This window comes from Pelorhabdus sp. sgz311002, from assembly GCF_056134285.1.
This window is the reverse complement of record NZ_JBWBCL010000008.1, coordinates 1-22,720: the sequence shown is the minus strand read 5'-3', so window position 1 is coordinate 22,720 and position 22,720 is coordinate 1. Positions and strand designations below refer to the sequence as shown.

The following is a 22,720-nucleotide window of genomic DNA, read 5'->3' as shown; positions in this document are numbered from 1 at the left end:
AAATGAAACAGAAAAAATTCGTGATTTTTCTTTGCAGTATTATGGTGATTGCTATGTTAAGCGCCTGTACACTTTTTTCACCGCAGAAAAAGCCGGAAACGGAGCCGACGCCGCCTTCCAGTAGTCAGAATGAGCCAGAAATTACGGTTTATATGCACGAAACTGGACAAACGAAGAAAATGCCGTTGGAAGATTATATTGCTGGTGTCGTAGCGGGAGAAATGAAAGCCGATTGGCCAGTTGAAGCTTTAGCCGCTCAGGCGATTTTAGCCAGGACCTTTACGTTACAGGCGATAGAGAGCAAAGGCGGTGTGCCAGCGCGCGGTACCCAGGCGTCAACAGATATTAAGGAGTTCCAGGCTTATGATGCGAAGTCCATCAATGACAATGTTCGCGAAGCAATTCGAATGTCGCGCGGCAAGGTTGTTACATATCAAGGCAAGCTGATTACGGCTTGGTTTCACGCCAGCGCCGGCGGTATGACGGCTACTGCCAAAGAAGGCCTTAATTATAAGGATGCGGAACCGCCTTATATTTCCCCTGTTGCCTCGCCCGATGAGCAAGCGCCACCCGAGGTGCGCAACTGGAAAGCAACAGTTTCAACCGAGGCCATGCTGACAGCCTTAGCCCAAATCGGTCAAAAGGTAAATACAGTTGATGCTGTGGAGATTACGCAAAAAGGACCTTCCGGTCGAGCCGAAGAATTGACTGTGAATCATTCCGTAAAAGTAAGTGGCCCGGAACTTCGCATTGCTTTGGGCAGTGATGTAGTCAAATCGATGTTGCTTGATACAGTGGAAGTTAGTGGCGGTAAGGTTATTTTTAGTGGGCGCGGTTTCGGCCATGGCGTGGGAATGTCGCAATGGGGCGCTTACGCTTTAGCTAAGTCGGGTACAAGTGCAACAGACATTATTGCTCACTATTTTCAAGGCGTAGCAATTGAACAAAGATATTGAAAGAGCTGGCGACAGCTCTTTTTTTATTCTATTTTTACGGCATAGCTCATATATTGATAGCGGAGGACAACAGGAGGGAGAGAGGGGTTATGGCAAGCGAAGAAAAAACAGCGCGTTGGCGCCATCAGTTTTGTGTGACAGAACGGGAAGAAATGTCTGTTGACGGTGTAATTAATTTAGCTAGTTTTGATGAGCGAGAAGTGATTATGGAAACGGAACAGGGAATTTTAACAGTCAAGGGAAGCGGACTCAATATAAAACAACTTAATTTAGAAGATGGCAATCTCGTTTTTGAAGGAATGATTCATTCTATTGCCTATGATGAAGAAATGAAAGTGAAAAAAGGGTTGTTGCAGCGACTGCTTAAGTAATTGTTTGATCAGGGAGGACGAACAGATCGTGATGAGAGAAGATCTAGCGACCTTTTTGTGGCTGGGCCTTACCGGAGCGCTGCTGGCTTTTTGTTTTGACTGGTATCGTGTGTTTCGTCGTCGTAGTCGCCCCCGCTCAGTTATTGCAGGCATTGCTGATCTTATTTTTTGGCTTTTTTCTGCTATTGTTGTATTTTTGGTACTTGTCTGGAATAATGGCGGTGAGCTGAGATTTTATATTTTCATCAGTTTATTAGGTGGAGTTCTTGCCTACTATCAATTTTTGAGCAGACAGGCTGTCAAAGGGATCGAACAAAGTTTGCGCTTATTTCAGTTTCTTTGGCAAAAGCTTCTAAAGCTTGTCTATTTTTTTCTGATTGGGCCCTGCCTGTTTCTCGTACGAAAAAGTCTAGCGCCGTTTTACGGCTTTAATAAGCTTGCTCAACAGGGGCGGCGACGCTGGAAAAAATTTTTAAATAAGCAGGATTGTAATAAGCTTTAGGCGAATAAATAAAACAAATGTAAGTGAATTTGCGAAACGAAAAGCTGGCGGTGTAAAAAATGCGTGGAAAAGCAATGAGATTTAATTGGTATCGAAGTGTAATCCTGTTAATTGGGGTTGGCTTTGTATATTTATTTATTTCCCAAGGCATATCAATGTGGACCATCCACAAAGAAGTGCTTGCCAATCAGCAGCGTTTGGCGGAAGTACAGCAAATTCATGATCAGCTTCTTGAGGAAAAAGCCAAGCTGGAAACTCCCGAATATATTGAAAAGGTAGCCCGCGAAGATTTGGGGCTTGTTCGACCCGGAGAAGTTCCTTACCGTGCTGCTAAGAAGTGATAGTTTTTTATATTTTTGCGGCATTCCTTGACACTCTTTTGTTGTCAAGGCTATAATATGATTGCAAATATTGTTTTTTAAGGAGGAAGTTTGATTAGTATGTCCATTGAAGTTGGCAGCGTGGTAGAAGGCGTTGTGACAGGAATCACGAATTTTGGTGCTTTCGTGGAACTGCCAGGAGGTAAAGTCGGTCTTATTCACATTTCAGAGGTTGCCGATGTTTATGTTCGTGATGTTAAGGATTTTTTGAAAGAGAGAGATACCGTAAAGGTAAAAGTTCTTTCGATTGATGAACGCGGCAAAATAGGATTATCTATTAAGCAATTGCAAGCGCCAAAAGAAGTACCCGCACAGCAACCTTATAGAAAGCCACATGTCAATGAGAACAGGCGTCCGCGTTTTAATGCGCCGTCCTTTGAAGACAAGTTAAGTAAGTTTTTAAAAGACAGCGATGAACGTTTATCTGACTTAAAACGCAATACGGAATCAAAGCGCGGCGGTCGTGGTGCTGCTCGCCGGGCCGAGTAATGTATCAGCTGTTTCTATAATGATATAAATGAAACAAACAAGTCTAGTTGTTAGACTTGTTTTTTTTATGTGTTTTTATTTACAATTTTGGGATAAAATGCCGGTTTTTTTGCGTGATCTCCTTCTTTATTCAGACAAAAAAATGTATGGTAATTTTTGTAAAATATAAGAAGCTGACAAAAGGAGGAATCATCCATGCCGAAAGTTACCGTTATTTCAGTACCGCGGGAATTAGTAAAAGAAATCGACAATTTTTCATTACTACGAAAAGGATTAACCTTTTGTAACAAAGGGGTTATGGCGTTGCAGCGGCAGCTAACCTTGCAGCAAAGTAGAGTAGGAGAAATTCTTTTTCAGGGTATTGTTGCTTTTTTATTGAGTCGCATTGTCATACTGGGAGAATTAGACGCTTGCGGCATCGCTTTTTACGGTGCTTTAGCGCACCGATTTGCCCCAGGCCGGTTTTTAGCAGCCGTTGGCGTAGTGCTTGGAGCTTTGTCGTTAGGACGCTGGGAAGCTGCTTGCGCTTATGGCGTTGCTATGGCGATTTATCATCATTATGGGCTGAAGAAGAAAGGCGTAGCGACTTGGTTTTTTTGGCAAATGTTATTTTGGTTTACTCTGCTAATAGCGAGTAAATTAAGTTTACTCTTTTTTTCTACTTTCTCGCTCTATGATGTGATGCTCGCCTTCTTAAACGGTTTTTTTGGTTTTCTTTTGTACTATGTTTTTACGATTGCTTTAGGCGAATCAGGGGATTTTTTTCAGGCTCAGATTGCTAAAGAAGTCTTATTAGCAAAACTTGTTCTCGTATCGCTGGCGCTTAGCGGGATTGGCGCTACCGTTGTTTATGGTTGGGAGCTTCGTCACATATTAGGCAGCTTTTTTGTTTTAATGTTGGCTTTTAGCGGCGGAGCTGGAATCGGAGCCGTTGTTGGCCTTTGTACAGGTATGATTTTAGGTTTTGTCAGTGAGGATGCACTTTCGTTTATGATGCTTTTTGCTATGGCTGGTATGCTGGGTGGCGCTGTACGGCAAAACGGCAAATACGCTTCTGCTCTTGCCTATCTTATGGGGTTTTGCTTAGTGCTTTTGCTTTTAGGACAAGGCGTTTCTCCCAGTTGGCTGGCTGAAGGAGCAATAAGTTGTGGTGCCTTTTTATTCTGTCCGTTAAAATACATTTCGCTCACAAGTCGTTTGGTAGGACCTGAAAAAAAGACTGATTATGCTGTAAAAGCCGCTTCCAGCCAAAAACTTGCTGAGCTCGCTGCTTTATTTTCCGATTTAGGACAAGCTATGGGAAGTAGGGAGGGGCAAAAGCAAGCAGACGTGGAAGAATATGAGGCGCAGCTGTTGCTTGTTGAAGTTGGACAGCAGGTTTGTGAATGTTGTACAAAGCGCGAAGAATGCTGGGGGAGCGCTTTTTATCAGAGTTACGAAGCTTTGATTATCTTGGCCGGACGAGCGGAGCAAGGGAATAAAACCATTTCGCGGTACTTTAAAGATATTTGTTTAAAACCAGAAGAGCTAATGGCGCAAGTTTTGAAAGTAACGGAAGAAAAACTGGCTAGATCTTACTGGCAGCTGCAACTCAATGAGACGCGTCATTTGGCATGCGAACAAATGCTGGCCTTAAGCGATATTTTGCAAAATTTGCGGCAGGAACTTGTCAAAAAGCCGCGGCAGGATACTGCATTAGCGACGAGGCTCCAGGAGGAAGCTGCTGCTTTAGCCTGTCCCTTGCAATTTGCTACTGTTTTTTGTGAGAGCCAGGCAAAGGTGCTTCAAATCGAAAAAGCGCCTTGCTCTAAAAATCAAGAATGTCGCCATACGTTGTTACCTTTGGCTGAGAGCCTAACTGGTGATGTATTGGAAATGGCGACAGAGTGCGGTTCGGCGGAAAAAGGTAGCTTATGTGAAATTACGTTTAAAACGGCAGCAAAAATGATGCTGCAAGTAGGATATGCCTGCGCAGCGCAGCAGCCAGGAGCGGAATTGGGCGATACATGCTCCTATCTTTCTCTGGCGGAAGGCAAGTTTATTATGATTTTGAGTGACGGCATGGGAACAGGCAGTGAGGCCGCACAAGAAAGTACGAAAGCTGTAAAGTTTTTGGAAAGACTCCTTAAGGCCGGTTTTTCCGTGGAAACAGCGGTGAAAACAGTAAATGCGCTGCTGATTGCACAAAAGTCGGGAGAAAGTTTTCCTACACTTGATCTTGCTGTTATCAATGCCTACTCTGGTGAAACCGATTTTATTAAAATCGGCGCAGCTCCCAGCTATGTCAAGCGCGTGAAGGAAGTTATGACCATCGAGTATTGTTCCGCACCCGCAGGGATTGTTCCTCAGCGGCTTGAACCTGTTTCCGTTCAGTTAACGGTAGGCGATCTTGTGGTGCTAGTTAGCGACGGCGTGAGTGATAGTGGCAAAACAGAACGAGGTAACTGGCTAGCCAATTATTTACGGTGCCTTTCCTCAGAAGAACCGCAACAGATTGCTGAAGCGTTGCTACAAGAAGCGCAGCGGCGGTCTTGCAGTAAGGCAGTCGATGATATGACCGTATTGGTAGGACGTCTTAACAAGGTAAATCGTTAAAAAAATAAGCAATGGCGGCAGAGGATGACCTTTGCCGTTTTCTTTTTCATGAAACCTTTCATGCTAGGGTATTCTAAAACGAGCGGGTTGTAAAAAAAGAGCAGGAATGTTTTTGAACGAAGAGAAAATAAAAAGGAGGGTCTGTTTTTATGATGACAGAAACAGGCAGTCTCGTACTACTCGCCGGTGAAATCATGCTAAAAAATGGCGCGGAAACATCGCGCGTGGAAGAAACGATGCGCCGTATGGGCAAAGCATTAGGCGCAGCGTCTGTCGATAGCTTTGTTATACCGACTGGCGTATTTGTAACCTTAGTGAGTCACAATAATGAGAGTATTACGCTGCTTAGGCGGGTAGCGGCCCGAACGATTAATCTAGATCGCATTGATAAGGTGAACGAACTATCGCACCGTTTAGTCGATAACCGAATCGGGTCAGAAAGTGTACAGCCCTTGTTGCTTAGAATCGCTAGAGAACGGACTGGGTTTTCCTTGTTACCTTCGATGATGGCTTCCGGCATAGTAGGCGGCGGTTTTGCTGTATTGCAGCATGGGGCTTTTTTAGACGTGGTCGCCGCTTTTGTTGCTGCTTTTTTGGTACGCCTCTTGGCTCATCTTGTTTCACGGTTTCACGGCGTTACTTTTACCCATGAATTTCTTGGCGCGGTATTGGCCGCCGCTATTGGTCTTTTTTGCAGTTCTGCTTGGCCCGGTTTGCACAGTGATATTATGATTAGCGGCGGCATTATGCCGCTTGTTCCGGGTGTGGCAGTGACTAATGGAATTCGCGATGTCATTGCGGGCGATCTTTTAAGCGGTATTTCTCGCAGTCTGGAAGCCGCATTGACGTCTGGAGCTGTTGCCATGGGCGTGATTTTAGTTGTGGCCATGGCAGCTGAGTGAGGTCTTCATGGACTTGTATTCGCTGCTAACTGTTTTTATAATGTCCGTTTCTATTGGCATTTTATATCGTATTCCTAGGGCTTCGTTGTTTTATGCTAGCTTTGTAGGCACAGGCGCCTATTTTACGCAGCAACTTTCGATATTAGTGTCCATACACTGGGTTGCAGCAAGTTTTTTTGGTTCGGTAGCTGCGGCATTTCTCTCGGAAGTTTTTGCGCGAAGGTGGAAAAAACCAGCGACGATTTACTTAATTCCGGGATTTATTCCCCTTGTTCCCGGTCGGGAGGCTTATTTGGCTATGACTTACTTAGTAAAAGGCCAGTATGAACAAGGGGCGGCGATGGCTATGCGCGCCTTGCTTACTGCCAGTGCGATTGCTTTTGGAATTTTTGTTTGTGTAAGCTTCTTTCGTTTCATGATAAACCGTAAAATAGGGAGTCATACTAAGAATGTTAGAAAAAATTAAAGCGTTTATTGACAGTCACGAACTGATTTTGCCAGGCGATAAGATTATTATCGCTTGTTCTGGCGGCAGTGACTCTGTGGCGTTAACTTGTATTTTGAAAGACTTAGAGAAAACATATCATCATCAACTATATCTTGCTCACCTGCATCATGGTCTTAGAGGAACGGAGGCCGATCGAGATGAAGCCTATGTTAAGCAACTTAGTGATAACCTTCAGATTCCTTTTTTTGTAGCACGCTGTGAAGTCAGTTCTTATGCCAAGCAGCAAGGGTTCTCGTTGGAAGAAGCCGGGCGGATCTTGCGCTATCGTTTTTTAGAGGAAACGGCAAAACAAGTTGGCGCAGAAAAAATTGCTACCGGTCATCATCAAGATGATCAGGCCGAAACGGTCTTGATGAATTTGCTGCGCGGTAGCGGCAGTTCTGGACTCAAAGGCATTCTGCCGAAGAATGGCAATCGAATTAGGCCGCTGCTTGCGGTAAATAAGGAAATGATTCAGCAATATTTGACGAAGCTTGGTATTGATACTTGTTATGACAGTACGAACACGGATCAGAAAATTCTTCGTAATCGTTTACGCTTATCTCTTTTACCAACTCTGCAACTAGAGTATAATAACCATATTAAGGAGTCGCTTTGCCGTACGGCATTAATCGCACAGCAAGAGCATGATTTTCTTTTGCAGGCGGCTTATGAGGCCTATGAGAATACGGTGTGGGAAGAAGCGGATGGGGTTTTTGTTTCGCAACGTCTACAGTCATATCATAAAGCGGTGCAGCGAGAAGTTTTTCGTTTAGCCATTGAAAAAAAACAGGGGCATTTAAGAGGAATCAGCTTTCATCATGTTGAACAGTTGTCAAAGATGCTTTTTTCCTGGACGGTAGGGACCTATTACCCTTTACCGCAGAAGCTGATTGCCTATAAAGGGTATGATACTGTCAAGCTTATGCGGCAGGGGCCTAAAAGGGAAGCGATAGCTTCCACTGCGCCACAGGCGCTGTCTATTCCCGGGAAAACGATTCTTTTTTCTTTTGCCGCAGCGATCGAGGCCGTGGTGACGACAGAAGCCCCGCTAAAAGCTGACAAAAACGAAGCTTGGTTTGACTATGACGCACTGACGTCGCCGCTTTTCATACGATCTCGGCAACCGGGAGATCGTTTTACACCGTCTCAGATGCAGGGAACGCAAAAGATTAAAAAATATCTGATTGACCATAAGGTGCCGCAGGAAAGTCGTGACAAAGTTCCGATCTTATACAATGATCAAGGAATTTTGTGGCTTTGTGGTTTGCGGCAATCTGCTCTTGCCGCCGTAAGCGCTGCAACAAGACGTTTCTTAAAATTATCCCTAGTATATCAGGAGGATTTGTAATGGTAGAAGACATGGAAAAAATCTTAATCAGTCAGGAAGGGCTGGCAAAGCGGGTAAAAGAGCTGGGCGAGAAAATTTCAGCTGATTATGCGGGCGAAGAAATTTTAATGATAGGCGTATTGCGCGGCGCCGTTATTTTTATGGCCGATTTGTCACGGGCGATAAAAATTCCTGTAGCTATTGATTTTATGGCTGTTTCAAGTTATGGTATGTCCACTTCGTCTAGCGGCGTTGTGCGTATCTTAAAAGATCTTGACGAGGATGTAGAAGGAAAGCATGTACTTATTGTTGAGGATATTATTGATTCCGGCCTTACTTTAAATTATCTGATTGATTACATTAAGTCGCGCAATCCAAAGAGCGTTAAAATCTGCACTCTTTTAAATAAACCAGAAAGACGCAAAGTAGCCGTGCCCATTGCTTATAACGGCTTTGATGTACCTGATGAATTTGTTGTCGGCTACGGTCTCGATTATGCAGAAAAATATCGCAATCTGCCCTTTATCGGTATTTTGAAACCAGAAATATACAGTAAATAGAGATCACTGGCATAAAAAAGCGCATGGAAAGTTTCAATAAGTTTCTTTGTAAATTATTGATCACTTATGATATAATAATCTACTGTGGATATGAGTATTCTTTTCCATGTACTCCAGTGAGAGGAGGGCTATTTTGAACAAGTTTTTTCGCAATGTCAGTTTTTATTTGTTGATCATCATCATTGCTATTTCCATTATTGATTATTATTCATCCCGAACGGTGACGAAGCAGGAGGTTAGCTACACGCAGTTTTTAAAACAAGTGAGCGACCAGAATGTGGACCGCGTGACGATTGTGGATAATACGATCAAGGGAAAATTAAAAGATGGTCAAGAGTTTACGACAGTCGCGCCGAATGATCCTACTTTAATCAACTCCCTGCGCGATAAAGGGGTCGATATTAAAGCGGAACAGCCGCCGCAGCCGCCATGGTGGACGACGATTTTCTCGTCAATCCTGCCTATGCTGCTTTTGATTGGCGTATGGTTCTTTATTATGCAACAGACTCAAGGCGGGGGAAATCGCGTAATGAGTTTCGGCAAGAGCCGGGCAAAGCTGCATAGTGAAGATAAAATTAAGGTTACTTTTGAAGATGTAGCCGGGGCTGATGAAGCCAAACAAGAACTCGAGGAAGTTGTTGAGTTCTTGAAACATCCTAAGAAATTTAATGATTTAGGTGCTCGTATTCCGAAAGGCGTTCTCCTGTTTGGACCTCCAGGCACAGGGAAAACTCTTTTGGCTAGAGCGGTTGCTGGCGAGGCAGGCGTTCCCTTTTTCAGTATCAGTGGTTCTGACTTTGTGGAAATGTTTGTCGGTGTTGGCGCATCGCGTGTGCGCGATCTTTTTGAACAGGCTAAGAAAAATGCTCCCTGTATCGTTTTTATTGACGAAATTGATGCCGTAGGGCGTCAAAGAGGAGCGGGTCTTGGCGGCGGCCATGATGAACGCGAACAGACGTTAAATCAGCTGCTAGTCGAAATGGATGGTTTTGGCGTTAATGAAGGCATTATTATTATTGCCGCAACCAACCGACCGGATATTTTAGATCCGGCACTACTGCGTCCTGGTCGTTTTGACCGCCAGGTTGTAGTAGATCGTCCTGATGTAAAAGGCCGTAAGGAAATCTTAAAGGTTCATACCAAAGGAAAGCCCTTAACAAAAGAGGTAGATCTTGATGTACTAGCAAGACGCACGCCTGGTTTTACTGGTGCCGATCTAAGTAATCTTGTGAATGAGGCGGCGCTTCTCGCAGCTCGCCGCAATAAACGCCGTGTCGACATGATGGAAATGGAAGAAGCGGTGGAACGGGTAGTAGCTGGTCCGGAACGTAAGAGCCGTGTGATTAGCGATAAAGAGAAGAAGCTGACTGCGTATCACGAAGCAGGGCATGCTCTGATCGGAATGTTGCTCACTCATACCGATCCAGTTCATAAAGTTTCGATTATTCCTCGCGGTCGCGCTGGTGGTTATACGCTGATGCTGCCAAAAGAAGATCGCTATTATGCTACTAGGTCGGAACTGCTTGATCAGTTAAAAACCTTGTTAGGCGGCCGTGTAGCGGAAGCTGTCATTTTAGATGAAATCAGCACCGGGGCGCAAAACGATTTGGAACGAGCTACAGAACTTGTTCGTAAGATGATTACAGAATACGGCATGAGCGATGTACTTGGACCGATTACTTTTGGTCGTAAACAAGAGCAGGTCTTCTTGGGACGCGATATTTCTCGCGACCGCAATTACAGTGAAGAAGTGGCTTACTCCATTGATAAGGAAACGCGTCGCTTAATTGAAGACGCTTACGAAAAAACGGAGCAAATGCTGCGTGATAATATTGACAAACTTCATTTGATTGCTCAGGCTCTGATGGAAAAAGAAACTCTTGAAGGCGCTGAATTGGCGGAACTTCTGGAAAAGGGTTCCTTGTCGGAAAAACCTGCGACAGAAAATACCAGTGAAAGTTCAGCTGCTATTTCCCCTGTGGTAGAACCGGCCAAAGAGCAGACGAGTGATATGTCGCAATCAAGCGATTCACCGAAAGTCGTCTATATTAAAAAATCAGATTCTGACAGTAAAGACGATTAAAAATTTAATGTTTAAAATTGCGAAGGTCCGCAGCACAGAATCGTGCTGCGGACCTTTTTTATTAAGTCGTTATTTTAGCGGCTAAGACGATAAGGGTAATTCAATTGTGAAGGTAGATCCTTGGCCTAGGGTACTTTGCGCATAAATACGACCATTCATTAACTCTACAAGATATTTGGTAATGGCAAGACCGAGACCAGTGCCGCCATCTTCACGGGAGCGGGCCTTATCCACACGATAAAAACGATCCCAAATATAGGGCAAATCCTTTTCTGCAATTCCTTTGCCTTGGTCTACTACCGTAATAAGGACTTTTTTTCCCTGACGTTTTGCCGCTACTGTGACTAGCGTGTTTGGTGGGGAATATCGTCTAGCATTACTTAGTAGATTTGTCAGGACTTGGGCTAAGCGACAGGAATCTGCTAAAACATAGAGGCCTTCTGTTACATCAAGTTCTAAGCGAACTCCTTTTTCTTGAAAGAGAATAGACTCTAGTTTGATTTGATTTTTTAAAAATCCAGCCAACTCAATGACTTCCTGAATCGCTGGCATTTCACCTGCTTCTAGTTTCGACAAATCTAATAAATCATTTGTCAGTCGATCCATGCGACGGCTTGCCTGCAAAATGGCCGTTAAGAAGGCGCGCTCTTGTTGCGGCGGAACCATATTATCAAGGAGTGCTTCCGTCATAGCCTGAATGGAAGTCGTTGGAGTTTTTAATTCATGGGTTACATTTGCTAGAAATTCTCGTCGGTTTTGTTCAATTGCCGCAAAGGATTTAGCCATGGAATTGAAGGTTTGACCAAGGCGGCCGATTTCACTATTTCCTGTAGCCGTTGTTCTGGCATTAAAATCACCGGAAGCAAAACGGCGGGCGGCGTTACTAATGTTTGCCAACGGCCAGGTGAGCGAGCGAGAAATGAAAAAGGCAAAGGTTGCGGCAACAAGTAAACCGGCAATAGCGCCGTATAAAAGCAAGGGCTGGGCGCGATCGGCCTGTTTATTGACTCGCGGCGTGGAAGCGTGCATCACAAGGATACGTGGCTGATTGATTTCTGGAATGGTTAACGCTAACAGAATGGAACGATCACCGCGGCGTGACGATCGATATAACCAAGACTCGCCCTTTTCTCTTGCCAGCTTGGCAATCGCTCCTTGGGCTTCGGGATAATCGACCAGCCAATTTTCGGGGGGGATGCCTGTAACGGTTTGACTGTTTTCGTCGACGATCCAGCAAGTGGCGCCGACGAGTTCATTGATTTTATCAATATTTTGTTGCAGTTGTTTGTGGCCATGACGATTTTCTGCAATGATTAAATTCAGGGCGGCTTGGCCTTTCATGAGAATATCATTTTTTTGACCTTCCACAAAATGGCTATGTAAGAGATAGCCTGTCAGTAGTAGACATGTTACGGCAGTAATTAAAATAACAACGCAATTGGAAAGAAGAATACGGCCGAAAATAGAACGGATCATGACTCAGGCACCTCAAATTTATAGCCTTTGCCCCAGACTGTATGAATATAGTTTGCTGCAGGTTCAGCAAGCTTATGACGAAGCCGCTTTACAGTAGCGTCAACGGTGCGGTCATCGCCGTCGAAATCATAGCCCCACACATTTGTTAGAACTTGATCGCGATCAAACACTTGCGACGGATGGCGTACCAAAAAGAGCAGCAATTCATATTCTTTCGGGGAGAGCGCCACGGTCTGATCATTACTTTTCACTACATGGGAGGTCGGATTGATCGTGAGGCCTGGGAAAGTTAGAATCGATTCCGCAAAGAGCAGATTGCTGCGACGCAATACTGCTTTGACGCGGGCGATCAGTTCTTTGGGGCTGAAAGGCTTCGTGATATAATCATCAGCACCAAGAGAAAAACCGGTAATCTTATCTTGCTCTGCCGTTTTGGCTGTTAAAAAGATGACAGGTACGTCGCGCGTAATGGCCTGGCAGATTTCCAAACCGGAATAGCCTGGCAGCATAATGTCAAGCAGGAGAAGGTCTGGTTTATATTGTTCCTCCATTTCGAGTGCTGTCGTTCCGTCATAGGCGCAGTAAACCTCAAAGTTTTCTTGTAGAAGATAGAGTTTCACTACTTCTACAATACTGGGTTCATCGTCAGCAATGAGGATTTTAATCATGAAAGTTCCTCCTTAAACAAGTCTCACTCTATGCTATCATAAATTAATCTCATCTAACAGGGGGACTGGGGTCATACCTGTTAAAATCCATCAATTGCCTTGCTCCGAGGAAAAAGACATGCTATGATTAAGCTGGCAGCAAGCAGCAGGCATCCTTGGGGGAGTCTGACTGGCCGTTAGAACAAGTGATTTAGACAGTTTTATAGATTTGCCGCTTAGATCTTTGCGACTGAGACGGAAAGCGCTTGCTGCGATACTTTATGCCTTTCCGTCGGGAAAGGCTTTTTATTTTAGAAAAATTTAACTTTAGGGGGATGGACATGGAAATTATTACAACTGTTGCAGCTTTACGGGAAAAAGTTAAACAAGCGCATTGCGAAGGAAAGAGTCTGGGACTTGTTCCGACCATGGGGTATTTACATGATGGGCATCTAACACTGGCCCAAACAGCTAGATCGGAAAATGATATTGTTGTGCTAAGTATCTTTGTCAATCCGCTGCAGTTTGGTCAAGGCGAAGATTATGCCGCCTATCCGCGCGATTTGGCTTGTGATAGTCAAAAGGCCGCAACAGCTGGCGTGGATTTCGTTTTTGCACCTAGCGTGGAAGAAATGTACCCGTTTGGTTATGAGAATATGATGACCTTTGTGGAAGTAAAAGGTCTTACCGAAGGCCTCTGCGGTCAGTCGCGCCCCGGACATTTTCGTGGTGTAGCCACAGTAGTTACTAAATTGTTTCAGATTGCTCAGCCCGATAAGGCTTATTTTGGTCAAAAAGACGCCCAGCAAGTGGCTGTTATTAAAAAGCTGGTGGCAGACTTAAATATGGACATTACGATTGTTACTGTGCCAATCGTGCGCGAAAAAGACGGCTTAGCTTTGTCGTCGCGTAATGTTTATTTAAATCAAGCGGAGCGTAGCGCGGCTCTCGTATTAAGTAAATCGCTTGCCTTAGCAAAACGACGCTTACAAGCGGGCGAAAGAAACAGTGAGAAACTTCTTGGCGCTATGCGCGCTTTGATTGAAGCGGAACCTTTGGCGCAGATTGATTATGCTGTGATTGTAGACAATCAAACCTTGGCGCCACTGCCTAAAGTGCAAGACAGCGCACTGATCGCTTTAGCTGTTCGCATTGGACGGACAAGACTCATTGATAATATTGTTTGGGAAAGAGCTGATATTCCCGCGGCTTTAGCTGGCGGAATTGATTGACAGATAGTTAACGAGCGGTTATCATAAAGCTAACAATTGTGGGAGGAATTTCTGTGCGTAACTCCATATTGGAATTACTTCGCGCTCATAGCAGCGACTATTTATCAGGCGAAGAAATTTCTAGACAGCTTTCTGTTTCCCGAACGGCAGTTTGGAAGCATATCCAGGCATTAAAACAGGCTGGCTATGAAATTGAGTCTCATACAAGACTCGGCTATCGATTGCTGTTGGCACCAGATCGGTTGCGGCCAGAAGAAATCATTCCGCATTTGACCACAGAATGGCTCGGTAAAAAAATTTTTTACTTTGATGAAGTGGAGTCGACGAATGCCATTGGCAGGGATGCTGCGTTAAAAGGCGCCCCGGAAGGAACCATTGTTCTTGCGGAAAGTCAATGTGCCGGCAAAGGTCGCCTGGCTCGAGGCTGGTATTCCCCGAGATATCAAGGAATTTGGCTTTCCATTGTATTACGACCGACAACATTTCGTCCTTATGATGCGCCAAAATGCAATTTAATGGCAGCTGTAGCCTTGGAACGGGCCATCTTTCGAGAAACCCAGATTCACTGTGGCATCAAATGGCCGAATGATTTGCTCTATGAAGGTAAGAAACTTGTTGGAATCTTGACGGAAATGAATGCTGACCTTGATATGATTAATTATATTGTGATCGGCATGGGGATTAATGTGAATTTTAATGAAGCAGAAATTCCGGACGAGCTCAAAGACATAGTGACTTACCTTGCTAAACTGAAGGGATCCCCTGTGGATCGCAAGCAGCTTCTTGGTAAAGTATTAGAAGAGATTGAAAGAGCTTATGATCAGATTAATGAACAAGGCTTTGCACCACTACTTGATGAATGGCGAAAAAAATCGATTACTTTAGGCAAAGTTGTTGATGTGATTGGCTTTGATCAGCGTTTTTCCGGCAAGGCCGTTGATATTGATTCAGACGGCGCTTTGTTGATTGAACGGGAAAGCGGCATTGAGCGAGTTCTTGCTGGTGATGTGTCAATTCGTGCTAAGTACTAAGAAAATTCACAATTTAAGTGGCAGGAGGATTTTTCATGCTTTTGGTTTTTGATGTGGGGAATACCAATATTGTACTTGGAGTCTATGATAAGAAAGAACTACGTGTGAACTGGCGGGTTTCGACAGACAGACAAAAAACAGCTGATGAATATGGCATGCTGATTTGTAATTTGTTTGCCTATGGGAAAATTGACGTAAAAAATATTGATGCCGTCATTATTTCTTCCGTAGTACCGCCCTTAACGGTACCGCTTACTCGCATGTCCCAGCGGTATTTTGGCGTTGAACCCATTGTTGTGGGGCCGGGAATCAAAACAGGTATTTTTATACGGTATGAAAACCCCCGCGATGTGGGAGCTGACCGGATTGTCAATGCCGTTGGCGCTCATGAAAAATATGGCGGTCCTTTAATTGTTGTTGATTTTGGTACGGCTACTACCTTCTGTGCGATTGCGCAAAACGGTGATTATTTAGGCGGCGCGATTGCCCCTGGTATTGGCATTTCTTCTGAGGCTTTGTTCCAACGTGCTGCCAAGCTGCCGCGTATTGAACTGATTAAACCGAAAAATGTAATTTGCCGCAGTACAGTCAGCAGTATGCAATCAGGTATTATCTATGGTTTTGTCGGACAAGTCAATGAACTGGTAAAACGGATGAGAGAAGAACTAGGCCATAAAGCCTATGTTGTTGCTACAGGCGGTCTGGCCAATCTGATTGCTCAGGAAACCGATGCGATTGATGTAGTAGAGCCTTTTTTAACGTTAGAAGGCTTGCGGATTATTTACGAAAGAAACTGTTAATGCGAATTGGTAAATCAAAGAAACTGTCGTCAAGGTACGGCGGTTTCTTTTTTTGTTGCTCTTTTCCCAGTCTTTCGGCTATACTACTAAAGGTATTATTATGTTACAAGGCAAGGAGGCTGATTTATGCAAATCGGGCCGATCAATTTACCTTATCCTGTGATTTTAGCGCCTATGGCTGGTGTTTGTGATCTGCCATTTCGATTGTTGGCGAAAGAAATGGGTTGTCCTCTAGTCGTCGCTGAAATGGTTAGTGATAAAGGTCTTATTTATAATAATAAACATACTCACGAAATGCTTAGGATTGAACCGGCCGAACGGCCAATTTCTATTCAGATTTTTGGCGCCGAACCAGCGGAAATGGCTCAGGCGGCTAAAATGGTGGAAGCCGCTGGTGCCGATATTCTTGATATTAATATGGGCTGTCCCGCGCCGAAAATTGTTAAAAATGGTGAAGGTTCTGCTTTGATGCGTCAACCAGCATTAGCCTATGAAGTGATTGCGGCGGTGGTTGCTGCAGTGAAGATTCCTGTCACCGTGAAATTTCGTAAAGGCTGGAACGATGCGGAAGTGAATGCGGTAGAAATTGCCCAGTTGGCGCAGCAGGCTGGAGCGGCGGCTATTGCGGTTCATGGCCGTACGCGTGAACAGTTTTATGCTGGCGAGGCTGATTGGTCCATTATTAAAGCCGTGAAGGATGCTGTGACGATTCCGGTTATTGGTAATGGCGATATTAGATCACCTGAAGATGGTTGCCGCATGATGCAAGAGACGGGTTGCGATGGAATTATGATTGGCCGTGCCGCCCAAGGGAACCCTTGGATTTTCCAGCAGACGATCGCCTATATGAAAACAGGTCGAAAAATGGCAGAACCGTCGCGGCAAGAACGGATAGCGATGCTATTAAAACACTTTGAATTGATGATGTATTATAAAGGCGCTCATATTGGTATTCGGGAAATGCGTAAGCATGCAGCCTGGTATACGAAGGGGCTTCCCGGCTCGGCAGAACTTCGCCGCCTGTTTAATCAGGCCGAAAGTGAAGCTGATTTTCGTGCTGTAGCTGCAAAGATTGAGACTTATTAAAGCGCTAAGAAAGCAACTCGAGGTATTTCGCTTCGAGTTGCTTTCTTTTTTGGTATGGGAGGGAAAGCGGTAACATATACTAGCAGGAGATGGAAATTTTCACCGGAGCTGACTTAAAGGGGAATGAAGCAGGCATTATGACAAACAACCATATTTTAAGTGTCAGTCTAGGTTCTTCAGAGCGTAATCATTGTACAACAGAATGGTTGGAAGGAAAAAAGTATACAGTAGAGCGGCGCGGGGTTGATGGCGATAAAAAAAGAGCGATTGAGCTGATTCAGGCTATGGATGGCCGTGTCGCCGCGTTTGGTCTAGGGGGGACTGATCTTTATATTTATGCTGGAAACAAACGGTATTGCTTTTATGAAGCGGCGCAGATCGCGAAAGCAGCTGTCAAATCGCCCCTTGTAGACGGCAGCGGCATAAAAAACACCTTAGAACGCAGAGTACTTACTTATTTGGAGCAAACGGGATTTTCCTTTCAAGGCAAAAAAGTTCTGCTTGTCTGCGCAGTAGATCGCTTTGGCTTGGCGGAAGCTTTTGTACAGGCAGGCTGCCAAGTGGTTTTTGGCGACCTATTATTTGGCCTGGGCTGGCCTGTTCCGATTCGCAGTCTCAAAACGTTAGCAAGGCTGGCATTTTTTTTAGCGCCTGTTATTACGAAATTGCCTGTCGGCTGGTTCTACCCTATGGGCAAAGCGCAGATCGAGTCAAAGCCACGATATTCCCGATTCTTTGAAGAAGCCGATATTATTGCCGGTGATTTTCATTTTATTAGACGGTATATGCCACTAAAGCTTGCGGGGAAATTAATTTTGACCAATACAGTAACGCAGGATGATCTTGCTCTGCTTGCGGCAAGAGGGGCAGCTACCGTTGTCACAACGACTCCGAGCATGGGGGGGCGTTCTTTTGGCACCAATATTCTTGAAGCGCTGCTAGTTGCTCATAGTGGGCGTTGGCCAAAAGCGCTTACGCCCCTAGAATATCTAGAATTGATGGAACGGCTTCAGATTCAGCCGCGCATTGTTCATTTGTCCTGAAGAAGGCAAGTCGCAGGGAGGAATTGGGATGGAGAAATTTGCTTTTATTGTTCACCCGCTCACCGCAAAAGATTTTTCACGCAAATTTTCGTTTACAAAGACGTGGCCGGATCGTTGGGTTGAAGGCATGATCAAATATATTCCGCCGTTAAAAGTTTCGTCAATACAGGGGATATCATCTCCTTATGGTCAAGCAGAAGGTTGGTTTATCGGCTGTCCGCTCACCGCTCGTCAAATGATGGAATTGCCGGAAGAAGTCGTATTGAAAAAGATTATTGGGGCAGGGAAGATTGCAGAAAAACTTGGGGCTGAGATGTTGGGGCTCGGCGCCTTTACTTCGGTTGTTGGCGATGCAGGCATTACGATAGCGAAAAATTTAACGATACCTGTTACGACTGGCAATAGCTATACTGTTGCGATGGCTTTAGCTGGAACGCGTGAAGCGGCGAATAAGATGGGGATTTGTTTAGAAGAAGCTAGAGTCGTTATTCTGGGAGCTACTGGATCCATTGGCGCAGCTTGTGCACAACTTTTGTCACGGGAAGTTTCTGATCTTATCTTAGTGGCCCGTGATGAAAGTCGGTTGGAAAAACTTTCTGGGCAGATCTTAAAAAGCACAGGTTTAGCTGTGCAGGTAACGGCAAATACTAAGGCTGCTTTAAAAGCAGCTGATATTATTATTGCCGTAACGAGTTCTGTGGAAAGCTTAATTGAACCAACTGACTTAAAGAGTGGGGCCGTCGTCTGCGATGTAGCAAGACCGCGCAATGTAGCGAAAGCTGTAGCTTCTGTTCGTAAGGATGTGTTAGTGATTGATGGAGGAATTGTGAAAATTCCAGGGGAAGTGGATTTTGGCATTGATTTCGGCTTTCCGCCAGGGACTGCTTATGCTTGTATGGCTGAAACAATCTTGCTTTGTTTAGAAAAGTATCAAAAAAACTTTACGCTTGGGCGTCATATTTCGGTAAAACAAATTGAATGGATTAGCGCTATGGCGAAAAAACATCACTTTCGGTTGGCTGGTCTGCGCAGCTTCGATAAACCTTTGACCGATCAAGACATTGAAAAAATTCGTCTACAAGTACAGGGCGATAGCGGGTATTTGGCAAAGGGGATAGGCTAGTAATGATTGACAAACCACTGCTTTATGCCTATAATAGTGCATAAAACTAAGGGGAATTATGTGTTGTGATTCATTCGCTTTAGTTTAGGTAGAAAGTGTCAAGTTTATGGCTTGGCACTATTTATATTATTCTGCCCATTTTTAGGAAAAAGTCAGAACGCAGTAATCTCGGTAATGTGTCAGCAAGAAGTGAAGTTAGGGTTAAAGGAGACAGACATATGGCTGAAAAAGAGGTAATTTTAACCGGAGAAGGCTTAAAAAAGCTGGAAGACAAACTAGAACATTTAAAATCAGTGCGCCGCTTAGAAGTAGCTGAGCGCATAAAACAGGCAATCGAATTTGGCGATATTAGCGAAAACTCCGAGTATGAAGACGCCAAAAATGAGCAAGCCTTTATCGAAGGCGAAATCCTTACATTAGAAAAATCCCTGCGCAATGCGAAACTCATTGATCAGAGTACAGTCGGTATTGACACCGTTTCTATTGGGTCTACTGTCATTTTAAAAGATCTTGAATTTAATGATGAACTGGAATATACCATTGTCGGTTCTGCCGAAGCTGATCCCAGTGAACTCAAAATCTCCAACGAATCACCTGTAGGGCAAGCTATTTTAGGGTGTAAGATTGGCGAAGTGGTCGAAGTGAATGTTCCAGCAGGCATTTTAAAATATGAAATTTTAACTATTAAACGCAGCTAATTGGTGTGCTGTTATCGGGGGCAAGAGGAAAGATGAGTAAGAATAAAGCAGCCGGTGATCAACAGGTTGCCGCTACGGAAGATCTAAATGAATTAATGAAAGTTCGCCGGGAGAAGTTAGCTGCCATTGCCGATAAAGGGATTGAACCCTTTGGTCGAAATTATGACGCTACGCATCACGCGCAAGCGATTCTAGACAATTTTGACAGCTTAGAAGGTCAGACTGTAAAAGTCAGTGGTCGGCTTGTTGCCGTAAGAGGCCATGGCAAAGCAAGTTTTGCTCATGTAACGGATATGAGTGGGAAAATCCAAATTTATTTTCGCCAAGATACGATGGGAGAAGCGAAGTATGAAGAGCTTCACCTTGCAGATATCGGCGATATTATTGGCGTAGAAGGCACGGTATTTCGCACACAACGCGGCGAAATCAGCGTAAAAGCAGCTACGTTTACTTTTTTGGCCAAAGCTCTGCGTCCGTTGCCGGAAAAATTCCATGGCTTAAAAGACGTAGAAATGCGCTATCGCCAAAGATATCTTGATTTAATTATGAATCCAGAAGTTAAAGATACTTTTGTTAAGCGTAGCCGGATTATTTCTACATTACGGCAATTGCTTGATGAAAAAGACTTTCTGGAAGTAGAAACCCCAATGATGCATGGAATTCCCGGCGGTGCAGCAGCAAAACCGTTTATTACCCACCATAATGCACTTGACGTGGATCTTTATATGCGTATTGCGCCGGAGCTTTACTTGAAACGTCTTATTGTCGGCGGCTTCGAAAAAGTCTATGAAGTAGGCCGCGTATTCCGTAACGAAGGCGTATCAGTAAAACATAACCCGGAATTTACGCTGGTAGAAATCTATCAAGCCTTCGGCGATTACAATACAGTAATGAACTTGACCGAAGAGTTAGTATCGCAGATTGCGCAACGCGTTCTCGGAACTATGAAAATTACTTATCAAGGCCAGGAGATCGATTTAACTCCACCTTGGAATCGCATGACAATGGCAGATGCTGTAAAGCAGCAGACTGGCATTGATTTTCTCGCGGCTGCATCAATCGAAGAAGCTAGAGCGTGGGCTGATTCTATTCATGTAGAATACACTTCGGGTGACGGAATTGGCGGTATCTTAAACAAGGCCTTTGAAGAAAAAGTAGAAGAAACTTTGGTTCAACCGACCTTTATTATTGGCCATCCGACTGAAATTTCGCCGCTAGCGAAACGCAATAAAGACAATGGAACGATTACCGACCGCTTTGAAGCCTTTATTTTTGGCCGTGAAATGGCGAATGGCTTCTCTGAGCTGAATGATCCGATTGATCAGGAAGGTCGTTTCTTAAAGCAAGTGGAACAACGCGAATCAGGCGATGATGAAGCTCATATGATGGATAAAGACTATGTAACCGCCTTAGAATATGGCATGCCGCCAACAGGTGGTTTGGGCATTGGTATTGACCGCTTGGTTATGCTATTAACTGACAGTTCTTCTATTCGTGATGTGTTATTATTCCCTTATATGCGTCCGCAAAAAGGGTAATCAAATGCTTTAACTAGATAAGAGAAAAAGACCGATAGAATTCTTTTGTAGAGGATTCTTCGGTCTTTTTGCTATTTTGAATTTAAGGTGCAACAATTTTTGAGTGCAAGAAGCAGGAGGCTTACAGATGATACTCGCTTTTTTTCATGGTTTTTTACTCGCTTTTAGTTTGATTTTGCCACTGGGGGTGCAAAATGTCTTCGTGTTTACGCAGGGAGCTGTTCAGCCGCGGTTTAGCGGGGCTATACCAGTCATTATTACAGCAAGCTTGTGTGACACGCTCCTCATTACCTTGGCAGTAACAGGCGTGTCTGTTCTTGTTCTTACCTTTCAATTTGTAAAACTGCTGCTTATGGCTGGCGGTGTTGTTTTTCTCCTCTATATGGGCTGGGTGTACTGGCATATGAAAACACAGGCTCTTAATAGCGATCAAGAAGCGGTAACGATTAAAAAGAGTATCTTGTTTGCTATGAGTGTATCGCTGTTAAATCCCCATGCTATTTTGGATACGGTCGGTGTTATTGGAACAAGTTCTTTGGCTTATCAAGGCATGGAAAAGATCGGATTTACTTTAGCCTGTATTGGCGTTTCTTGGTTTTGGTTTTTTTTACTAGCTTTACTCGGGCGTATTGTCCGTCGTCTTGACACAGCGCCGCTTATTTTGAAATGGCTGCAAAAGGGATCGGCTATTGTCATGTGGTTGAGTGCTGCTTTTCTTGCGACGCTTTAAGCAAAATCATATATATTATAGAGCTGAAAAGGATCTTAAAAATACTTTGCGAAAAAGTGTTGACATAAGTGAATCTGCTGTGCTATTATATACAAGTCGCCGCTGAGCGACACGAAAACAGAAAAGAATCATCGCTTCTAAAAACGAAGGCGAAACGGTTAAAAAAGAAACTTTGAAAAAAGTGCTTGACAAACTGGTTCGAAAGATGGTAAACTATCTAAGCTGCTTCGGTAGCGGCTCTCTGAAAACTAAACGATGGATAAGTAACAACAAGCCAGATGTGCGGGTTTCGTAAGAAACCAACTTAAATAATTTCTTTATTTTGTAATTAGAGCCTTATCGGTTCTTCATAAAACTTTTATGGAGAGTTTGATCCTGGCTCAGGACGAACGCTGGCGGCGTGCCTAACACATGCAAGTCGAACGGAGATTCAGCAATGGATCTTAGTGGCGAACGGGTGAGTAACACGTAGACAACCTGCCTTTTAGATGGGGACAACATCCCGAAAGGGTTGCTAATACCGAATGAGCTCTTTATCTCGCATGGGAGAAAGAGGAAAGGTGGCCTCTATTTATAAGCTACCGCTAAAAGATGGGTCTGCGTCTGATTAGCTAGTTGGTGAGGTAAGAGCTCACCAAGGCGACGATCAGTAGCCGGTCTG

At 44.3% G+C, this 22,720-nt stretch carries 22 protein-coding genes and 1 rRNA gene; 21 read left to right on the top strand and 2 right to left on the bottom strand.

Annotation, left to right across the window (positions count from 1 at the left end; all coding sequences use genetic code 11):
- The first annotated feature begins 2 nt into the window (after positions 1–2).
- The 11 genes from AC0NJP_RS12395 to ftsH all read left to right on the top strand — a co-directional run bounded on the left by AC0NJP_RS12395 (position 3) and on the right by ftsH (position 10,655).
- A complete protein-coding gene (locus AC0NJP_RS12395; protein ID WP_474699991.1) occupies positions 3–956 on the top strand; it encodes a SpoIID/LytB domain-containing protein in 954 nt (317 codons plus the stop codon).
- An 89-nt stretch (positions 957–1,045) separates the two neighbouring features.
- Positions 1,046–1,327, top strand: a complete 282-nt coding sequence (gene yabP, locus AC0NJP_RS12390; RefSeq protein ID WP_474039327.1) for a sporulation protein YabP — start codon at positions 1,046–1,048, stop codon at positions 1,325–1,327.
- Between the two features lie 31 nt (positions 1,328–1,358).
- A complete protein-coding gene (gene yabQ, locus AC0NJP_RS12385) occupies positions 1,359–1,829 on the top strand; it encodes a spore cortex biosynthesis protein YabQ (protein WP_474700085.1) in 471 nt (156 codons plus the stop codon).
- 59 nt (positions 1,830–1,888) lie between these two features.
- Positions 1,889–2,170 carry an FtsB family cell division protein gene (locus AC0NJP_RS12380; RefSeq protein ID WP_474039326.1) on the top strand — a complete coding sequence of 94 codons (282 nt, stop codon included), beginning with the start codon at positions 1,889–1,891 and terminating at the stop codon, positions 2,168–2,170.
- A gap of 99 nt (positions 2,171–2,269) precedes the next feature.
- Positions 2,270–2,698 carry a S1 domain-containing RNA-binding protein gene (locus AC0NJP_RS12375; protein WP_474039729.1) on the top strand — a complete coding sequence of 143 codons (429 nt, stop codon included), beginning with the start codon at positions 2,270–2,272 and terminating at the stop codon, positions 2,696–2,698.
- A gap of 195 nt (positions 2,699–2,893) precedes the next feature.
- The gene (spoIIE, locus tag AC0NJP_RS12370; RefSeq protein ID WP_474699990.1) at positions 2,894–5,293 is read left to right on the top strand and encodes a stage II sporulation protein E; all 2,400 of its coding nucleotides are present in this window, start codon (positions 2,894–2,896) and stop codon (positions 5,291–5,293) included.
- 149 nt (positions 5,294–5,442) lie between these two features.
- Positions 5,443–6,195, top strand: coding sequence for a threonine/serine exporter family protein (locus tag AC0NJP_RS12365; RefSeq protein WP_474039324.1), 753 nt, complete (start codon positions 5,443–5,445; stop codon positions 6,193–6,195).
- 7 nt (positions 6,196–6,202) lie between these two features.
- Positions 6,203–6,661: a threonine/serine exporter family protein gene (locus AC0NJP_RS12360; RefSeq protein WP_474039323.1), complete on the top strand. Its 459-nt coding sequence runs from the start codon at positions 6,203–6,205 to the stop codon at positions 6,659–6,661.
- The gene (gene tilS / locus AC0NJP_RS12355) at positions 6,645–8,033 is read left to right on the top strand and encodes a tRNA lysidine(34) synthetase TilS (RefSeq protein WP_474699989.1); all 1,389 of its coding nucleotides are present in this window, start codon (positions 6,645–6,647) and stop codon (positions 8,031–8,033) included. Before AC0NJP_RS12360 ends, tilS begins: the two co-directional genes overlap by 17 nt.
- Positions 8,033–8,572 (top strand): hypoxanthine phosphoribosyltransferase, encoded by a 540-nt coding sequence (hpt, locus tag AC0NJP_RS12350; RefSeq protein WP_474039321.1) that lies wholly within the window; start codon positions 8,033–8,035, stop codon positions 8,570–8,572. Before tilS ends, hpt begins: the two co-directional genes overlap by 1 nt.
- Positions 8,573–8,705: 133 nt before the next feature.
- Positions 8,706–10,655, top strand: a complete 1,950-nt coding sequence (ftsH, locus tag AC0NJP_RS12345) for an ATP-dependent zinc metalloprotease FtsH (protein ID WP_474039320.1) — start codon at positions 8,706–8,708, stop codon at positions 10,653–10,655.
- Between the two features lie 81 nt (positions 10,656–10,736).
- Here ftsH and AC0NJP_RS12340 read toward each other — a convergent pair whose 3' ends face one another.
- Both AC0NJP_RS12340 and AC0NJP_RS12335 read right to left on the bottom strand, forming a co-directional pair.
- On the bottom strand, positions 10,737–12,131 hold the full coding sequence (locus tag AC0NJP_RS12340) for a sensor histidine kinase (RefSeq protein WP_474039319.1): 1,395 nt from the start codon (positions 12,129–12,131) through the stop codon (positions 10,737–10,739).
- Positions 12,128–12,799 (bottom strand): response regulator, encoded by a 672-nt coding sequence (locus AC0NJP_RS12335; protein WP_474699988.1) that lies wholly within the window; start codon positions 12,797–12,799, stop codon positions 12,128–12,130. Before AC0NJP_RS12335 ends, AC0NJP_RS12340 begins: the two co-directional genes overlap by 4 nt.
- Positions 12,800–13,119: 320 nt before the next feature.
- On the opposite strand from AC0NJP_RS12335, the gene panC reads away from it, so the two are divergent.
- The 10 genes from panC to AC0NJP_RS12285 all read left to right on the top strand — a co-directional run.
- Positions 13,120–14,010 (top strand): pantoate--beta-alanine ligase, encoded by an 891-nt coding sequence (gene panC, locus AC0NJP_RS12330; RefSeq protein WP_474699987.1) that lies wholly within the window; start codon positions 13,120–13,122, stop codon positions 14,008–14,010.
- A gap of 53 nt (positions 14,011–14,063) precedes the next feature.
- Positions 14,064–15,041 carry a biotin--[acetyl-CoA-carboxylase] ligase gene (locus AC0NJP_RS12325; RefSeq protein ID WP_474699986.1) on the top strand — a complete coding sequence of 326 codons (978 nt, stop codon included), beginning with the start codon at positions 14,064–14,066 and terminating at the stop codon, positions 15,039–15,041.
- A gap of 35 nt (positions 15,042–15,076) precedes the next feature.
- Positions 15,077–15,841, top strand: coding sequence for a type III pantothenate kinase (locus AC0NJP_RS12320; RefSeq protein WP_474039315.1), 765 nt, complete (start codon positions 15,077–15,079; stop codon positions 15,839–15,841).
- Positions 15,842–15,967: 126 nt separating this feature from the next.
- Entirely contained in the window at positions 15,968–16,927 is a 960-nt protein-coding gene (gene dusB / locus AC0NJP_RS12315; protein WP_474699985.1) for a tRNA dihydrouridine synthase DusB, read from the top strand.
- A gap of 89 nt (positions 16,928–17,016) precedes the next feature.
- A complete protein-coding gene (locus AC0NJP_RS12310) occupies positions 17,017–17,970 on the top strand; it encodes a quinate 5-dehydrogenase (protein ID WP_474039313.1) in 954 nt (317 codons plus the stop codon).
- Positions 17,971–17,998: 28 nt separating this feature from the next.
- Complete coding sequence (locus AC0NJP_RS12305; protein WP_474039312.1) at positions 17,999–19,093, top strand: shikimate dehydrogenase; 1,095 nt, start codon at positions 17,999–18,001, stop codon at positions 19,091–19,093.
- A 218-nt stretch (positions 19,094–19,311) separates the two neighbouring features.
- On the top strand, positions 19,312–19,791 hold the full coding sequence (gene greA, locus AC0NJP_RS12300; RefSeq protein ID WP_474039311.1) for a transcription elongation factor GreA: 480 nt from the start codon (positions 19,312–19,314) through the stop codon (positions 19,789–19,791).
- A 32-nt stretch (positions 19,792–19,823) separates the two neighbouring features.
- Positions 19,824–21,329: a lysine--tRNA ligase gene (gene lysS, locus AC0NJP_RS12295; RefSeq protein WP_474699984.1), complete on the top strand. Its 1,506-nt coding sequence runs from the start codon at positions 19,824–19,826 to the stop codon at positions 21,327–21,329.
- 127 nt (positions 21,330–21,456) lie between these two features.
- On the top strand, positions 21,457–22,059 hold the full coding sequence (locus AC0NJP_RS12290) for a LysE/ArgO family amino acid transporter (protein WP_474039309.1): 603 nt from the start codon (positions 21,457–21,459) through the stop codon (positions 22,057–22,059).
- A 357-nt stretch (positions 22,060–22,416) separates the two neighbouring features.
- A 16S ribosomal RNA gene (locus AC0NJP_RS12285) occupies positions 22,417–22,720 on the top strand; the annotation flags it as partial.

Bases quoted from the DNA above. Each gene is read 5' to 3' on its own strand.
- AC0NJP_RS12335 (WP_474699988.1), bottom strand. From the start codon at position 12,799: ATGATTAAAATCCTCATTGCTGACGATGAACCCAGTATTGTAGAAGTA.
- yabP (WP_474039327.1), top strand. From the start codon at position 1,046: ATGGCAAGCGAAGAAAAAACAGCGCGTTGGCGCCATCAGTTTTGTGTG.
- AC0NJP_RS12305 (WP_474039312.1), top strand. From the start codon at position 17,999: ATGGAGAAATTTGCTTTTATTGTTCACCCGCTCACCGCAAAAGATTTT.
- yabQ (WP_474700085.1), top strand. From the start codon at position 1,359: ATGAGAGAAGATCTAGCGACCTTTTTGTGGCTGGGCCTTACCGGAGCG.
- AC0NJP_RS12310 (WP_474039313.1), top strand. From the start codon at position 17,017: ATGGAAATTTTCACCGGAGCTGACTTAAAGGGGAATGAAGCAGGCATT.
- spoIIE (WP_474699990.1), top strand. From the start codon at position 2,894: ATGCCGAAAGTTACCGTTATTTCAGTACCGCGGGAATTAGTAAAAGAA.
- panC (WP_474699987.1), top strand. From the start codon at position 13,120: ATGGAAATTATTACAACTGTTGCAGCTTTACGGGAAAAAGTTAAACAA.
- AC0NJP_RS12320 (WP_474039315.1), top strand. From the start codon at position 15,077: ATGCTTTTGGTTTTTGATGTGGGGAATACCAATATTGTACTTGGAGTC.
- hpt (WP_474039321.1), top strand. From the start codon at position 8,033: ATGGTAGAAGACATGGAAAAAATCTTAATCAGTCAGGAAGGGCTGGCA.
- AC0NJP_RS12360 (WP_474039323.1), top strand. From the start codon at position 6,203: ATGGACTTGTATTCGCTGCTAACTGTTTTTATAATGTCCGTTTCTATT.
- tilS (WP_474699989.1), top strand. From the start codon at position 6,645: ATGTTAGAAAAAATTAAAGCGTTTATTGACAGTCACGAACTGATTTTG.
- greA (WP_474039311.1), top strand. From the start codon at position 19,312: ATGGCTGAAAAAGAGGTAATTTTAACCGGAGAAGGCTTAAAAAAGCTG.
- AC0NJP_RS12365 (WP_474039324.1), top strand. From the start codon at position 5,443: ATGATGACAGAAACAGGCAGTCTCGTACTACTCGCCGGTGAAATCATG.
- AC0NJP_RS12395 (WP_474699991.1), top strand. From the start codon at position 3: ATGAAACAGAAAAAATTCGTGATTTTTCTTTGCAGTATTATGGTGATT.
- AC0NJP_RS12375 (WP_474039729.1), top strand. From the start codon at position 2,270: ATGTCCATTGAAGTTGGCAGCGTGGTAGAAGGCGTTGTGACAGGAATC.
- dusB (WP_474699985.1), top strand. From the start codon at position 15,968: ATGCAAATCGGGCCGATCAATTTACCTTATCCTGTGATTTTAGCGCCT.
- lysS (WP_474699984.1), top strand. From the start codon at position 19,824: ATGAGTAAGAATAAAGCAGCCGGTGATCAACAGGTTGCCGCTACGGAA.
- AC0NJP_RS12340 (WP_474039319.1), bottom strand. From the start codon at position 12,131: ATGATCCGTTCTATTTTCGGCCGTATTCTTCTTTCCAATTGCGTTGTT.
- AC0NJP_RS12290 (WP_474039309.1), top strand. From the start codon at position 21,457: ATGATACTCGCTTTTTTTCATGGTTTTTTACTCGCTTTTAGTTTGATT.
- AC0NJP_RS12380 (WP_474039326.1), top strand. From the start codon at position 1,889: ATGCGTGGAAAAGCAATGAGATTTAATTGGTATCGAAGTGTAATCCTG.